The following is a 15,258-nucleotide window of genomic DNA, read 5'->3' on the forward strand; positions in this document are numbered from 1 at the left end:
CGACGGGCAAATCTCATTCCTCTTCATCATGAAAAGCTGCTGCACTCTCACTTTTGAAGTCCGGGAATTCCTCCAGTACAAGCTGGCGGTCATCCCGCTTTTCCAGTCTATTGAACAGGGAATCTGTCTGTTCATCCAGCAGATCATCCAGTTCAAGTGCTCCCGGCTCCGGCAGCGCATCCAGACCTGACAAACCAAAGTAATCCAGAAAAGCCTTGGTTGTGCCGTACAGAATCGGCCGGCCAATTGCTTCAGCACGGCCTACCTCCTCAATCAAATCCTTGGCACCAAGCGTATGTAACGGCCTTTCACTTTTGACACCGCGAATTTCCTCAATTTCAACTCTCGTAATCGGCTGCCGGTAAGCAATGATCGACAGCGTCTCAAGCGCAGCCTGCGAGAGGCTCGAACGTCCCGGTGAATATGCCAGTTTCTCAAAATAAGGCGCATGCTCGGGATTTGTTGTGAGCCGGAAGCTTCCGGCTACCTCCGCGATTTGTATGCCCCGCTTTTCATTTACCAGGTCCTGCTTTAAATCCTGTATTAAATCAACTACCAAAGGGGTGTCATACCCGACGATTTCAGCCAGTTGCTTGGCACTCAAGCCTTCCTCGCCAGCCATAAACAGAAGTCCTTCAATAATCGACTTCAAGCTCTGAAAGTCCACTTTCCGCCGCTTCCCCTCTCCAATTAATTACAATGTCGTCAAACAACTGGTGCTGGAAGCAGCGAATTTGCTTCATCTTCATCAGCTCCAGGATTGCCAGAAAAGTGACGACAATCTCATGCCGTTCCATATCGGGCCGGACAAGGCGCGAGAACCTTACAGTCTCATGCTCGCGCAGCAAATTCACAATATTTTGAATCCGGTCCTTGACCGATATTTCATCCCTTTTGACGGTTGCGACAAACGCTCGCCTTGCCGCTCGCTTCAGTGCCTTCTGGAATGCCGCAATCAGATCGGCAACTTCCAGGCCCTTTACCGGATTAGTCGGAGCCGTCGGCATAAAGGGTGTCAAATCCTCAGGCTCCTTGGTATAGACCAGACTTCGTTCCAGTTCCTTTTCCCGCAGCTGCTCGGAAATTTGTTTGTACTTCCGGTATTCAACGAGTTTTTGAATCAGCTCATCCTGCGGGTCAAGCCCGTCATCGTCCATCCAATCATCAAACTCTTCCGGCTCAAGCGGCGGCCTGGGCAGAAGCTGCCTGCTCTTGATCGACAGCAGCGTAGCTGCCATAACAAGGAACTCGCTTGTAACATCAAGCTCCAGTTCCTGCATGGCACTCAAATAATCCATGTATTGATCTGTAATCTCACTGATCGACACTTCATGGATATCGATTTCAGCCTTGTCTATCAAGTGAAGCAGCAAATCGAGCGGACCCTCAAAGGCTTCCAGCTTATAAAGCACCGTCACAACATTTATCCTCCTGCCAAGGCTATTACGTTATTACCCCTGCAAAGCCTGTGTTAAATTTGCCATTTCGATTGCGGAAGCAGCCGCTTCCCAGCCTTTGTTGCCGGCTTTTGTGCCTGCACGTTCAACAGCCTGTTCAATCGAATCTGTAGTCAGCACACCAAAAATCGTCGGCACGCCGGTTTTCAGACCGATCGCCGCCACGCCTTTGGCTGCTTCATTGCACACAAAATCAAAATGAGGTGTTGATCCCCGGATAACTGCTCCCAGCGTTATTACGGCATCATACTTGCCGCTCTCCGCCATCTTCTGGGCAATCAACGGAATTTCGAATGCCCCGGGCACCCATGCCAGTTCAATTTCAGAATCTTCAGCACCATGGCGCTTCAGGCAATCCAGCGCACCCGATACAAGCTTGCCCGTAATGAATTCATTGAACCGTCCTGCTACAATACCATATTTTAACCCTTTAGAGACTAAATGTCCTTCATAAATTTTTGTCATTGTGTTTTTCCGCCTCTCTTATTGTTCAATATTCGTTTTTTCTGTATTTTCAAAACGGAGCATATGTCCGAGCTTTTCCTGTTTGGTGTGCAAATAAGCGGTGTTATCTTCATTCTCCTGCATTTGCAGCGGAACGCGCTCAACGACTTCCATGCCGTAGCCTTCCAGCCCCTTGATTTTGCGCGGATTGTTCGTCAACAGCCGCAGCTTGCGGACGCCGAGATCTTTCAAAATTTGCGCCCCGATGCCGTAATCCCGGAGATCAGGAGCAAATCCAAGTTTAATATTCGCCTCGACAGTATCCAATCCCTGCTCCTGCAGTACATAAGCTTTCAGTTTATTGATGAGGCCAATTCCCCGGCCTTCCTGGCGCATATACAAAAGCACGCCCTGACCTTCATTACTGATCTGCTTCAGCGCAGCCTCCAGTTGCGGACCGCAGTCACAACGGTGGGAATGGAAGACATCTCCTGTCAGGCATTCGGAATGCACACGTACCAATACCGGGTCCGTCTCCCGAATTTGACCCTTCACAAGTGCCACATGCTCTTTGCCGTCTACTTCATTGGTATAAGCCACTGCCCGGAAAGTTCCAAAATCAGTAGGCAGCCTCACCTCAACCTCACGGGTAACGAGCTTTTCCTTCGCATTTCTGTGCTGAATCAGCTCCTGGATTGTAATCAGCTTCAAACTATGCTTTTCCTTGAACTTCAGCAAATCCGGCAGTCTGGACATCGTGCCGTCCTCATTAATAATTTCACAAATGACCGCTGCGGGCTCTGCGCCGCTCATCTTAGCCAAATCAACGGCAGCCTCCGTATGCCCTGCGCGGCGCAGCACGCCGCCATCCTTGGCAATCAGCGGGAAAATATGTCCCGGTCTGCGGTAATCCGCCGGCCCGGAATTCGGATCAATCAGTGATTTCACGGTCATCGCCCGCTCATGAGCCGAAATTCCGGTTGTCGTCGAAATATGGTCAATGGATACGGTAAAGGCCGTACCATAATAATCTGTATTGTGATTCACCATCGGCGGCAGCTCAAGCTGCTCCGCCCGCTCATGTGTAATCGGTACGCAGACTAGACCCCGGGCTTCAGTAATCATAAAATTAATGACCTCTGGCGTTATCCGGTCGGCAAGCGCGATCAGATCCCCTTCATTTTCCCGGTCCTCATCATCCACGACAATAATGGGTTTGCCGAGAATCAGGTCATATATGGCATCCTCAATAGTATCAAATGGTTGTGGCTGACTCATTGGCTATCCCTCCTGTTGATATTATAAAAAGCCGTGCTCGCTCAAAAAAGCGGCTGTTAGCTTTCCGCTTGCAGGAGACGCTTGCTCCCCCCGCCTCATTCCGAGCAAATGGTCCACATATTTGCCCAAAATGTCTGTTTCGATATTGACGGTATCTCCGGCGCGCTTCCATTGCAAAGCGGTCTCCTTCAGTGTGTGCGGGATGATGGAGACGCTGAATCTGGCGCCATCGGTTTTGGCTACAGTCAGGCTGATGCCATCAAGTGTAACCGAACCTTGCGGAATAATATGGCGCATGAGCCTCTCTTCCGCCGGTTCAATCTGGAATACTACGGCATTAACCTCCGTCTCGCGGGCTTTGATGATCCCTGTTGCGTCTACATGCCCCTGAACAATATGACCGCCGAAACGGCCATTTGCAGCCATCGCCCGCTCCAAATTGACAGACTGTCCGTTTTGCAGCGTGCCCAGATTTGTATGCCTGTACGTCTGGGGTACGACATCGACACTGAAGGAACTGCCGGTAAACGAAATGACGGTCAGGCAGACGCCGTTAATAGAAATACTGTCGCCCAATTGGACGCCTTCCAGCACTTTTGAAGCACCTATCGTCAGCACCAGCGCCTCGCCTTGCTGGCGTACGCCCTGCAAAGTCCCGATTTCTTCAATCAGTCCGGTAAACATCGCTTCCCCTCCCTATTTAAGAGCGTGCCGGATAGACCGGATACCCCGTAATACATAAATCCTCCCCGGCCTGTTCCACCTGCATGCGCTCAAGTCGGACCGCATCGGCCATCCTGTCCCAGCCTTCAAGGGAAAAGCTGACCGGGGCAGCCGCTCCTCCAATAATTTTTGGAGCAAAGAAAAGAACCATTTTATCCACCAGCTGCGCTTCCAGCATGGCTCCGTTCAAACGGCCGCCACCCTCCAGCAAAATGGAGCCAATCTCCAGCTCAGCCATTTTTTTTAGCGCCAGCTGCAAATCAACATGCTCGCCCGCCCCGCAGAACAACACCTTGGCTCCTGCCGCCTCCAATGCATTGACACGCACGTTGTCCGCTTGTTCTGTAGTCAGAATGAACGTCTCTGCTGCGTCGTCATGAAGCAATTGTGATGAAAGCGGTATACGAAGCCGGGAGTCCGCGATAATTCGTACGGGATGAAGCCCGGGAACCGGGAGGCGGGTTGTAAGCTTTGGATCATCAGCCAGTACCGTAGACACGCCAACCATAATGCCTTCATGCTGATGCCGCAGAGTATGAACCAGCTCTCTGGCTGCCGGGCCCGTCACCCACTGGCTGTCACCGGTTTTCGCAGCAATTTTGCCGTCCAGCGTACTTGCTGTTTTCAAGGTGACAAAAGGCATACCAGTGACAATATATTTGATGAAAGCTTCATTAAGCCGCCTTGCTTCGGATTCCAATATCCCTGTCTGAACGTCAATTCCCTGATCGCGCAGGCGTGACACGCCGCGGCCGGATACTTTAGGATTTGGATCAACCATGGCTATGACTACCCTTGCAGCCTTGGCCTCAATAATCCGCTCACAGCACGGAGGTGTCAGCCCATGATGGCTGCACGGTTCCAACGTGACATAGACGGTTGCGCCTTCTGCTTCAGAACCGGCCATAGCAAGTGCGTGAACCTCTGCATGTCCGGTTCCCCGTTTCAGATGCGTACCTACACCTACAATTCTTCCCGCCTTGACGATCACACAACCAACTACCGGATTAATTCCTGTCTGTCCCTTCGCCTTGGCTGCCAGCTCCAGAGCGAGTCCCATGTAATATTCGTCATTCATTCTGTCCAGCAACACAAAAAACCCCCAATAGCGTCTTCACGCCTTCGGGGGATGGTTTCGATTGAAAACGAGCTAGAAAGCAAATTCAAACAAGCCTGCCAATGTCTATGAAAAAAAGACAAAAGTGCACAGCACAAACTTGATCTCCAGCGTTTCCCTTCTCCCATCCAGACTATACTGTCGGTCCCGGACTTGCACCAGGTCAGCCGTTGCCAGTAAAGCATTGCTTGACAACGGGTCACGGACTAACGCCCGTCAAAACTTTCTTTGACTGACGATCACCGCCGGTTGGGATTTTCACCCGACCCCGAAAGGAACTAGACTTATTCAATTTGTAAAGCTCAAAAGATTCGTATCCCTGCATTATCAATCAATGATTGATAATGGCTTGGATTATTATAGTTACTAATCCTAACCTGAATGATATCACCGTGTTTTGAAAATTGCAAGCTGCTGAAACAGCTTGCAATGACATTTAGACAAATTCCGGGATGTTTACTTTGAATTAAAAATAAAGAAAAACAGCCAAAAAGGGCACTCCCTTCGGAAGTACCCATCTTTTGAATTGTACACAAAGTATCCGCCCGGATACCTTATTTTTCATTCAAGCTATGAAACTCTATTAGCTCTCAATAATTTCAACTTTTTCCATTTTATCGCGGCCTTGGAACGCATCAACGAATTCCATACCTTTTACAACTTTACCAAACACAGTATGTTGTCCGTCCAAATGCGGTTGCGGCTGATAGCAGATGTAGAATTGGCTTCCGCCTGTATTGCGTCCGGCATGAGCCATAGCCAAACTTCCGCGCTCGTGCTTGTTAGGGTTGATTTCGCAATTGATTTGATAGCCCGGGCCACCAGTGCCTGTTCCTTGCGGACAACCGCCTTGCGCTACAAAACCTGGAATAACGCGGTGGAAAACAAGACCGTTATAGAAGCCTTCGTTTACCAGCTTTTCAAAATTCGCTACCGTATTCGGGGCGTCTTTCTCGAACAGGTCCAGCAGTACCTCTCCGCCGTTCGCCAATGTAATTTTAGCTTGTTTTGCCATTATGACCTTCACTCCTTATTTTATGCGTATGTACATTTACCATCATACTACATCCTTGTTAGAGAAGCCAGTTTGAGAAGGATAGATAAAAAAGCAAGGCTGCTGCGCAATCAAATGCGAAGCAAAACCCTGCTTAGTGTATTCTTAATCAATTTATTTGCTTACGGCTGCTTTTTGCAGACGGGCAGGGATAACGTCATTGCCGACAATATCTTCGAACGATTCACGTTTTACAACGAGATCAGCCTGTCCGTCCTTGACGAATACAACAGCCGGTCTGCGGATACGGTTGTAGTTGCTTGCCATTGCATAGTTGTATGCGCCTGTGCAAAATACTGCAAGCAGGTCATCCTTCTGAACTTTAGGCAGCTCCAGATCCCAGATCAGCATATCGCCGCTCTCACAGCATTTGCCCGCAACAGATACAGTTTCAGCCAGCGGCTCATTGGCACGGTTAGCCAAAATTGCATCATACTTGGATTCGTACAGTGCAGGACGCGGGTTATCGGTCATGCCGCCGTCTACAGCAATATATTTGCGAACGCCAGGAATATCCTTGCTCGTACCTACTGTGTACAATGTTGTGCCCGCATCGCCAACGATACTGCGGCCCGGCTCTACCCAGATTTCAGGCAGCGGATAGCCAGCGTTCGTGAAGTTGGAAATAATCGCATCAGTAATCGCCTTGACATATTGTGCAACTGGAAGCGGCTTGTCTTCATCTGTGTAGCGGATGCCAAAGCCGCCGCCCAGGTTGATAACCTGGAAGGTATAGCCAAGCTCTTCCCTGATTTGAACTGCAAAACCTGCAACCTTGTCAACAGCCATACGGAAGCCTTCTACTTCAAAAATTTGGGAACCAATATGGGAGTGAACACCCAAAATTTCGATGTTGTCCAGCTTCAAGCCTTCTTCAATTGCACGGTAAGCGGAACCGTTGCCCAGGTCAAAACCGAACTTGGAATCCTGCTGGCCAGTCGAAATATAATCATGTGTATGTGCTTCAACGCCCGGTGTGACACGGAACAGAATTTTTACTTTCTTCCCTTTGTCCGCAGCCAGTGCATTAAGCAGGTGCAGTTCAATAAAGTTATCGACTACAAAACAGCCAATATTGGCATCAAGCGCCATGTTGATTTCATCCGGCGTTTTGTTGTTGCCGTGGAAGTGAATGCGTTCAACCGGAAAACCGGCTTTCAACGCTGTATGCAGCTCACCATCGGATACAACGTCAAGCGACATATTCTCTTCTTCAGCCAGAGCGCACATCGCCATTACACAAAATGCCTTGCTTGCATATGCAACCTGGAATTTCAGGCCTGATGCTTGAAAAGCTTCGACATATTCACGGGCACGCTGGCGAACGAGCGCCTCGTCCACAATATAGAGCGGTGTACCGAATTCAGCAGCAAGCTTTGTTACATCATTACCGCCAATTTCCAAATGACCTTTGTCATTAATTTTACTTGTTCCATGCAGGTACATATAAGATTCCCTCCGTTTTCCATTTGCAACCTAGATTAATACTAGTAAACAGTATAACGGAAAGTGATCCGAATGCGAAATAGATTATCTTGAAAAACATTTGCATTTTTACGACTATTTTTTGGTCGGCACCTTGTCCATCTGCTGCGGACGCAGCAAATTTGGACGAATATGGCTGTACAGAACCGGCGTGCGCAAAATAATGTTCCACATCCCGCGCGCATCAAACGGGATAAGCGGCCACATATACGGACGATTAAAGGAACGCTCCATTACAAGTACAATAAACACAAATGTGGACATCAGGACAAAACCCGGCACATGAAGCACCGCAACAGAAATAATAAGCAGCAGCCTCACAATCCGGTTCGCAAGGCCAAGCTCATAGCTCGGTGTGGCAAACATCCCGATCGCCGCAACGGCCATATACAAAATAACCTCGTTAATAAACAATCCGGTCTTTACGGCAATATCACCAATCAGGATCGCTGCGATCAGCGACATCGCCGTAGCAAGCGGTGTAGGGGTGTGCACCGATGCCAGACGCATCAGGTCGACCCCGATCTCAGCAAGCAGAAATTGCAGGACAAGCGGCAGCTTGCCTATTTCAGAAGGCCCGATAAAATCGAGCGCCGGCGGCTTTAGCCCCGGCTGAAGCACATACAGGAACCAGAGCGGCAGCAAAAAAAGCGAGGCCAAAATCCCGAAAAATCTCACCCATCTCAAAAACGTGCCGATAAAAGGCGTCTGCCGGTTCTCCTCCGCATGCTGGATAAGATCAAAAAAGGTTGTAGGCAAGAGCATGACGCTCGGTGTCGTATCTACAAATACCGCAATATTGCCTTCCAGCAGTTGTGCGGCAACAACATCCGGACGTTCAGAATAGCGCACGAGCGGATACGGATTCCAGCCCCGTTTGACCGTGGCTTCTTCCAGCTGTTTGTCAGCCATCGGGAGACCATCAATCTCTACCTCTTCCAGCTTGGCTTTAATGGAATCCAGCAGCTCAGGGTCGGCAATATCATTAATATAAGCAATACAGACATCCGTCTTGGTCCGTCTCCCGATCTTCATCATTTCGTAACGAAGTCCGGGATCACGAAGTCTGCGCCTGACAAGCGTTACATTAACGAGCAATGTCTCCACGAAGCCGTCCCGGCTTCCACGTACAACTCTCTCTAATGTCGGTTCTTCCGGATTCCGGGCAGGAAACGCCTTGGCATCAATCAGCAAGGCGCTTTCTTCGTGTTCGATGTACAAAGCCGAACTTCCGGCCAGTACCGCGTCGACAACCAGATTGAAATCAGACTCCCGCACCACCTGAACAGCTGGCACATAGAGATCAAAAAAGGAATGCAATGCATCGGGCGAAATTTGATCGGGATGCAGGAAAGTCAGCCGCTTCAGCACCTCTGTCAGCACGGTGTCTTTGACAAAGCCATTAATGAAAAACAGCGAGGTCCGGCGGTTCCCGAAGGTCATCTCACGGGCGACCACATCGAAGCTCTCCCCGAGCCCAACTTCGTTTTCTAACATTTCCCGGAATTGTTCCAGTTGCTTGGGAATTGGCGTTTTTTTCTCATCCGCAAGGACATGATCCTGGTCAGCTGCTCCCTTATCCCCCGGTTTCATATCCCCTGAGTGCTCTTCAGCTGCCTGATCCTCATGATCGTAGCTGTCGAAGGCATGATGCCGGACTCCTTCTCCCGGCAGCGCTCCGCGATCCTCCTGTTCTGCATCCGTACGGTGCGTGTCCGTATGCAGTTCGTGCGTACCCTTCCCGTCATCCGTCCATGTACTCTCCTGCTCATGCGACGTCAAATCTTCGCCTTTATCCGGAAACCCCCGCTGTAAAATTGCCGGACGCTTGAATTTTTGCTGACCGTCCGAATTTTCGGTATTCCACCCTCTCATATGTCTTCACCCCTGATGAAATAATATTGGCTTCCTACCATTGATACACCAGCCAGTCAAATAAAGAGCCAAGCACCTTGCCAAGCACCATCGCCATAACAAGAGCGTGGATAAAGCCTCCCAGGTGCAGCCGCTTGGCAAGAATGGGCAGTACGTTCATCACCTCGGTCAATGCCGCGGCAAGCATGCCGATGAAGATGCCATCCAGCAACCCCATGCCTGCCATTGGAATATGGTTAAGCGGCAAAAAAAGTTTCCAGTCCAAAAAATCAGCGAGCGACCAGTAGACAGAACCAGCCACAAGTGCGGTCTCGAACCAGATCGATTTCTTATAGGCGCGTGCAAGCTGGGCCAGTCTCGGAATTAAATCAAAGACGACAAGCAGCGCCACCATCCCGCTTCCGACTGCAATGCCGCCCGCCAGTCCAAGCAGCGCGACAAATAGTGATAGAAGCAAATCAACCATCTGTATCCGGTTTGTTATTGCTGTTTTTTTGTTTTTTGCCCATTTCCTCTGCAATGACATACGTATTGACATTTTCCTGATACATGTACATTTCAAGCTCCAGCGGATTAGGCTCGTCGTTGAGCCTTTTACGGAACAGATGGTTGAAAAACAACAGCATCCCAAGTCCGATTCCAACCGAATACGGAATCTGGAACCAGAGCGGATGATTCTGCCTTTTTCCTGTCACTAGCTCGCTAATCCGCTGATGAACCTCCTTCATGCTCACATCCGCATGAAAATTCATAATGGCCAGCCCGGCTCCAAAAAACAACAGCAGCCATGAGAAAATGAGCATGATCTTCCTTGGCTCCCGGGCCTTGGGAGTAATCATAATAAGCACCTGCGGGTCGCCATAGGGCTCGATGACAAGCTCCGGATATTTCTGGCGCACGGCATGAATAATGTGCAAAATATCGATTACATAACGGTTCCCGTCCTCCGTCTTATGCTTGTAAAGCACAAGCTGGCCAAGCCCTTCATAAGCAGGAACTTGCTGCAAAAGCCGGGCCGCCTGGCCGAGCGTAACACTTTCCCCCGGACGAATAGTTATCCGTTTTCGAAGCCGCAAATATAAGATAGGGGCAGCAGTATATTCCATTATGCACCACCTTTATCAACCGATGGTTGGATTGTCTTTTTTATTATGAGAATGAACAGCTCCCCCTACTCATACCGGAGCAGGTAATTAACGGCACCTTTTCCTGCCTCCATGAAAAAAAGACCAAACCGCACTATTGCGCGATTTGGTCCTTGATACACTGCAATATTTTCTTCTCCAGACGCGACACCTGCACTTGGGAGATCCCTAGTCTTGAAGCAACCTCGGATTGTGTCTGATCACGGTAATATCGCAAATAGACGATAAGCCGCTCCCGTTCCGACAGCGTCCCGATTGCTTCGTTCAACGCCAGCTTGTCAAACCATTTTTCCTGTGAATCATCAGAAATTTGGTCCATAAGCGTAATCGGATCCCCATCATTTTCAAATACCGTTTCATGGATGGATGTCGGGGGCTTATTGGCCTCCTGCGCGAACACCACATCCTCGGGAGTAATTCCGAGTTGCTCCGCAACCTCCTTGATCGTAGGCTGCCTGCCGAGCACCTTCGACAGCTCGTCCTTCGTCTTTCTGACCTTGTTGGCAAGTTCTTTGAGTGACCGGCTTACTTTAAGCGTTCCGTCATCCCGCAGAAACCGCTGGATTTCCCCAATAATCATCGGGACTGCATAGGTTGAGAATTTGACTTCGTAGGACAAATCAAATTTATCCACCGACTTAAGCAAGCCTATGCAGCCGATTTGGAACAAATCCTCGGGATCATAGCCCCGGTTCATAAACCGCTGCACCACGGACCAGACCAGACGGATATTGCATTGCACAAGGGTATCCCTGGCAATTGTGTCACCGGATTGACTTAGCAAAATAAGCCGCTTCACTTCCGTATCATTCAGATAGGTTTGCGATGCTTGCTTCATATCGACTTCCATGAGGCTCAACCCCTACACACCCTAATTGTAGAGCGCTTTTTTCGATTCTATTCGCTTCATCATTGTAATTCGGGTACCATGCTCCTGTGAGCTCGACACTTCAAAACGGTCCATGAAATTTTCCATAATCGTAAAGCCCATCCCTGACCGCTCCAGCTCAGGCTTGGAGGTATAGAGCGGCTGTCGGGCTAATTCCAGATCTTCAATGCCATTGCCCTTGTCCTGAACGGTAATCGATACCGTATCGCCTTCAATTGAGGCCTCAATTGTAACAACACCGGACGGATCGCTGTCATAGCCATGGATAATGGAGTTAGTGACGGCCTCCGATACGACGGTTTTCAGATCATTCAGCTCTTCTATCGTCGGGTCCAGCTGGGAGACAAATGCGGCAACAGCAACACGTGCAAATGCTTCATTCTCCGAACGGCTGGCGAACGACAGTGTCATAAAGTTCGTTCCTATCATGATACGACCTCCAGACTTGAAAGCGCCATCCGCTCATTATCATGAATTGTCAGAATCTTGAACAGTCCTGACAGTTCAAGCAGCCGGTATACGCTCGCATTAACGTCACAGACAACCATTTTCCCACCTCTGCTTTTGAGCAGCTTGTAACGGCCCAGTATGACCCCAAGACCTGAGCTGTCCATAAAAGCGAGATCCTTCAAACTGAGAATGACATGATCGCTGTTCCCGCGGATAATTGCATCCTCCATTTTTTGTTTCACCGTTTCCGCCGTATGGTGATCGAGCTCTCCCCGCAAGCGGACGATCAATACATTGCGGTAATGCTCCAGCTCAACCTGAAGACTCATAATCTGTTCACTCCTTCCGTTGTTAGATCAGAGTGTTCTACATCTTGCTTGCGCATTCCTGCTTCACGACAAAACTAGAAGAAGCCCGCTAGAAGGTGACAAAAAATGATATTCAATCCGCGCTTTATTGCCAATTCTCTCGCGTCAATCAGGAGAATAATTGTGCACCCGTCCGCTTGAGCAGTGTCCACCAGCCGGCTTTGTCCACATTCTCAGGCGATTCCACATCGAACTCGGCCAGCACTTTGTCACCCTGATAGACAGTCAGCTTGCCCAGCACCTGTCCGGCCTTCACCGGCGCCTTTACTGGCCCTTCAATGCTCAGTTCATGGCGGATATTATCCGTTTGGCTCCCTTTCTTCAGAAGCACACTGTAAGGATGCTTCGCAGAAATCGGAAGCTCGGTTACACTGCCCTTCTCTACAGTGACATTTCCCAGTGGCTCGCCGGATTTGAAAATCGGATGGTTCATATATTGGGCGAAGGAATAGTCGAACATTTTGCCGACCTCGGCATTACGGGTCTTCGTGTTCGGCTCGCCCATGACGACACCAACTACCCGGAGTGAATCTCTCACTGCAGTTGCCGTCAGACAAAACTTCGCTTCACTCGTATAGCCGGTTTTCAGGCCGTCAGCTCCCGTATAAAAGCGTACCAGCTTGTTCGTATTTACCAGCCAGAACGGCTTTTCCGATTCTTTACGCAAATAGTCCTGATATTGCCCGGTGAACTTCGTAATTTCAGGATGCTTCAGCAGTTCTCTGGACATGATGGCAATATCATGAGCGGAAGAATAATGGTTTTCAGCAGGCAGTCCATTACAATTAGCAAAGCGGGTGTTCTTCATGCCCAGCTCCTGTGCCCGCTCATTCATCCGTTTGACGAACGCTTCCTCTGTACCCGAGATCTTCTCTGCCATTGCCACCGACGCGTCATTTCCGGATGCCATGGCAATCCCTTTGAGCATTTCTTCAACGGTCATTTCCTCGCCCGGCTCAAGAAAAATTTGCGAGCCTCCCATAGAAGCCGCGTATTCACTGGTCGTGACCTTATCCGTCCATTTTAACTGTCCCTGGTCCAATGCCTCCATAATAAGCAGCATGGTCATCACCTTGGTAATGCTCGCTGGCGGAAGCTTATCATGACTGTTCTTTTCGTATATAATTGTTCCGCTGTCCGCATCCAGCAAAATCGCCGATCTTGCTGAAGGCGCCAGATCCGGCGCAGCCTCCTGTTCATCTTTCTCGGCCAGCACGAATGACGGGAATAACAGCATAGCTGCCATCCATAAAGCCAATCCTTTAAAAACATACGATTTCTTCATTTCGGTCTCCTCCTGTATAAATGCCGGGGGAAGATGCTGTCTCATTGCATCCATCCACCGCATCGGACTAGATTCTCCTCAACAGTGTCGACCGGATCATTGAAATATATTCCATTTTTTGAATATAAAAAAACCACAAGTTAATATCAGCATCCGGCAGCATTCGATGAAAGCGGCTCCGACAGCATAAATAGACCATGGATGTCCCATTTCATCTATTCTTGCGAGTGAAAGTCACTTTTTGAATGATGCAGCATTCCGATATTATTCGTGGTCCAAAAAAAGATCGGCATGAAATGCCATTAGGAGAGGGAATTGGCTACCGTGTGAGGGTCTGATCGAGGTAAGTCCGGCAAGAGCTGCCCTTCTCCATGCTACGGCTCTATAATCAGCTATGCGGCAGCAGGAAATTACGCATAGCCAACTAAGAGACGTCCCGGGTGATGTCTGGCTGCAAAGTTCCTATATTATCGCATAGCGGCTTCCTCGGGCTCGCGGACGTAATAATCCTTCAAGCCCGATTTGCGCTTTGCGCATTTTTCTCTTTGCGCTTTAATAATCATTTGATCCAGCATCTCACTTAAAAGAAGCACTTCCCGGTGAAGCAGCGATTGCTTGCGATTGGCTGTGTCAACCATTTGCCCGCGCAGCATTTCCATCTGCGCCGTCTTCAGCTTGTCCATTTTTGTCACTCCATTAATTGGTTATCATGGACAGTATACGACGATTTCGATACAAATGTTGTCACAATGGGTCGAATGAATTTTTACATTTTTGTAACAAAATATGACTTCTTTTCGGGAAGTTCCAAAGGGCGATCCTGCACCTTTACAGCCTGTTTTTATCTTTTATATTGCCGGGATAACTGCCAAAATCAGGCCCAAAAATTGCGCTTTTACTTTTTCAGTTGTCTCGATTACTTCCTGATGGGAAAGCGGCTGATCCAAAATTCCGGAAGCCATGTTGCTAATACAGGATATGCCCAGCACCTCGATACCGGAATGGCGGGCGGCAATAACTTCGGCGACCGTAGACATGCCGACAGCATCCGCTCCCATTGTACGCATCATCCGGATTTCAGCCGGTGTCTCGTAAGAAGGTCCAAGCACGCCCACATAGACACCTTCACGAAGCCCAAAGCCAAGCTTGGACGCTTCCTCATTTGCAGTCGCCCCCAGCCTTCTGCTGTAAGCCTGCGACATATCAGGGAAGCGCGCTCCCAGTTGCTCATCGTTGCGGCCAATCAGCGGATTGCAGCCCGTCAGGTTAATATGGTCGGTAATAATCATCAGATCGCCCGGGTTGAATCCTGTATTGATTCCGCCTGCTGCGTTCGTTACGATCAACTGCTTGACACCCAGCGCCTTCATGACGCGGACAGGGAATGCCGTAAGCTCCGGTCCGTAGCCTTCATACATATGGAAGCGGCCGCGCATCAGTACGACAGTTCTTCCGGACAGCTTCCCGATCATCAGCTCTCCCGCATGGCCTTCTACTGTTGAGATTGGAAAATGCGGAATTTCATGATATGGAATAACGGTCGCTTCCTCGATATAATCACCTAGAATGCCTAGCCCGGAGCCCATAATGAGTCCAATTTCAGGCTTGTCAGACGTAACGGATGTAATATAATCGGCAGCTTCGCGAATATGGGATACGGTAAGTTCATGCATTTGTATTTCCTCCTC

At 49.4% G+C, this 15,258-nt stretch carries 17 protein-coding genes and 1 riboswitch; all 17 genes read right to left on the reverse strand.

Annotated elements, in window-relative coordinates:
- Positions 1-13: 13 nt before the first annotated feature.
- Entirely contained in the window at positions 14-667 is a 654-nt protein-coding gene (gene scpB, locus H583_RS0116030) for an SMC-Scp complex subunit ScpB (protein WP_028561342.1), read from the reverse strand.
- Entirely contained in the window at positions 636-1,418 is a 783-nt protein-coding gene (locus tag H583_RS0116035) for a segregation and condensation protein A (RefSeq protein ID WP_028561343.1), read from the reverse strand. Before H583_RS0116035 ends, scpB begins: the two co-directional genes overlap by 32 nt.
- A 33-nt stretch (positions 1,419-1,451) precedes the next feature.
- On the reverse strand, positions 1,452-1,922 hold the full coding sequence (gene ribH, locus H583_RS0116040; RefSeq protein ID WP_028561344.1) for a 6,7-dimethyl-8-ribityllumazine synthase: 471 nt from the start codon (positions 1,920-1,922) through the stop codon (positions 1,452-1,454).
- An 18-nt stretch (positions 1,923-1,940) separates the two neighbouring features.
- Positions 1,941-3,179 (reverse strand): bifunctional 3,4-dihydroxy-2-butanone-4-phosphate synthase/GTP cyclohydrolase II, encoded by a 1,239-nt coding sequence (locus H583_RS0116045; RefSeq protein WP_028561345.1) that lies wholly within the window; start codon positions 3,177-3,179, stop codon positions 1,941-1,943.
- A 21-nt stretch (positions 3,180-3,200) separates the two neighbouring features.
- The gene (gene ribE / locus H583_RS0116050) at positions 3,201-3,863 is read right to left on the reverse strand and encodes a riboflavin synthase (protein WP_028561346.1); all 663 of its coding nucleotides are present in this window, start codon (positions 3,861-3,863) and stop codon (positions 3,201-3,203) included.
- A gap of 16 nt (positions 3,864-3,879) precedes the next feature.
- Complete coding sequence (ribD, locus tag H583_RS0116055; protein ID WP_028561347.1) at positions 3,880-4,989, reverse strand: bifunctional diaminohydroxyphosphoribosylaminopyrimidine deaminase/5-amino-6-(5-phosphoribosylamino)uracil reductase RibD; 1,110 nt, start codon at positions 4,987-4,989, stop codon at positions 3,880-3,882.
- Positions 4,990-5,131: 142 nt separating this feature from the next.
- Positions 5,132-5,299, reverse strand: a riboswitch (FMN riboswitch).
- Between the two features lie 303 nt (positions 5,300-5,602).
- Positions 5,603-6,034: a peptidylprolyl isomerase gene (locus H583_RS0116060; RefSeq protein ID WP_028561348.1), complete on the reverse strand. Its 432-nt coding sequence runs from the start codon at positions 6,032-6,034 to the stop codon at positions 5,603-5,605.
- A 153-nt stretch (positions 6,035-6,187) separates the two neighbouring features.
- Positions 6,188-7,519: a diaminopimelate decarboxylase gene (gene lysA, locus H583_RS0116065; protein WP_028561349.1), complete on the reverse strand. Its 1,332-nt coding sequence runs from the start codon at positions 7,517-7,519 to the stop codon at positions 6,188-6,190.
- 114 nt (positions 7,520-7,633) lie between these two features.
- On the reverse strand, positions 7,634-9,433 hold the full coding sequence (locus tag H583_RS33185; RefSeq protein WP_081667275.1) for a spore germination protein: 1,800 nt from the start codon (positions 9,431-9,433) through the stop codon (positions 7,634-7,636).
- A 34-nt stretch (positions 9,434-9,467) separates the two neighbouring features.
- A complete protein-coding gene (locus H583_RS0116075; protein ID WP_036709832.1) occupies positions 9,468-9,899 on the reverse strand; it encodes a stage V sporulation protein AB in 432 nt (143 codons plus the stop codon).
- The gene (locus tag H583_RS0116080; RefSeq protein WP_028561351.1) at positions 9,892-10,539 is read right to left on the reverse strand and encodes a stage V sporulation protein AA; all 648 of its coding nucleotides are present in this window, start codon (positions 10,537-10,539) and stop codon (positions 9,892-9,894) included. The genes H583_RS0116075 and H583_RS0116080 overlap by 8 nt, the downstream gene beginning before the upstream one ends.
- Positions 10,540-10,672: 133 nt before the next feature.
- Positions 10,673-11,428 carry an RNA polymerase sporulation sigma factor SigF gene (gene sigF, locus H583_RS0116085; protein WP_028561352.1) on the reverse strand — a complete coding sequence of 252 codons (756 nt, stop codon included), beginning with the start codon at positions 11,426-11,428 and terminating at the stop codon, positions 10,673-10,675.
- Positions 11,429-11,449: 21 nt separating this feature from the next.
- Positions 11,450-11,896, reverse strand: a complete 447-nt coding sequence (spoIIAB, locus tag H583_RS0116090) for an anti-sigma F factor (RefSeq protein WP_028561353.1) — start codon at positions 11,894-11,896, stop codon at positions 11,450-11,452.
- Positions 11,893-12,246, reverse strand: coding sequence for an anti-sigma F factor antagonist (gene spoIIAA / locus H583_RS0116095; RefSeq protein ID WP_028561354.1), 354 nt, complete (start codon positions 12,244-12,246; stop codon positions 11,893-11,895). Before spoIIAA ends, spoIIAB begins: the two co-directional genes overlap by 4 nt.
- A gap of 148 nt (positions 12,247-12,394) precedes the next feature.
- Positions 12,395-13,570, reverse strand: a complete 1,176-nt coding sequence (locus H583_RS0116100; RefSeq protein ID WP_028561355.1) for a D-alanyl-D-alanine carboxypeptidase family protein — start codon at positions 13,568-13,570, stop codon at positions 12,395-12,397.
- 467 nt (positions 13,571-14,037) lie between these two features.
- Complete coding sequence (locus H583_RS36155; RefSeq protein ID WP_081667277.1) at positions 14,038-14,253, reverse strand: aspartyl-phosphate phosphatase Spo0E family protein; 216 nt, start codon at positions 14,251-14,253, stop codon at positions 14,038-14,040.
- Between the two features lie 165 nt (positions 14,254-14,418).
- Positions 14,419-15,243, reverse strand: coding sequence for a purine-nucleoside phosphorylase (locus tag H583_RS0116110; protein WP_028561356.1), 825 nt, complete (start codon positions 15,241-15,243; stop codon positions 14,419-14,421).
- Positions 15,244-15,258: the final 15 nt, after the last annotated feature.

Source organism: Paenibacillus pinihumi DSM 23905 = JCM 16419 (genome assembly GCF_000422505.1).
GTDB lineage: Bacteria > Bacillota > Bacilli > Paenibacillales > Paenibacillaceae > Paenibacillus_D > Paenibacillus_D pinihumi.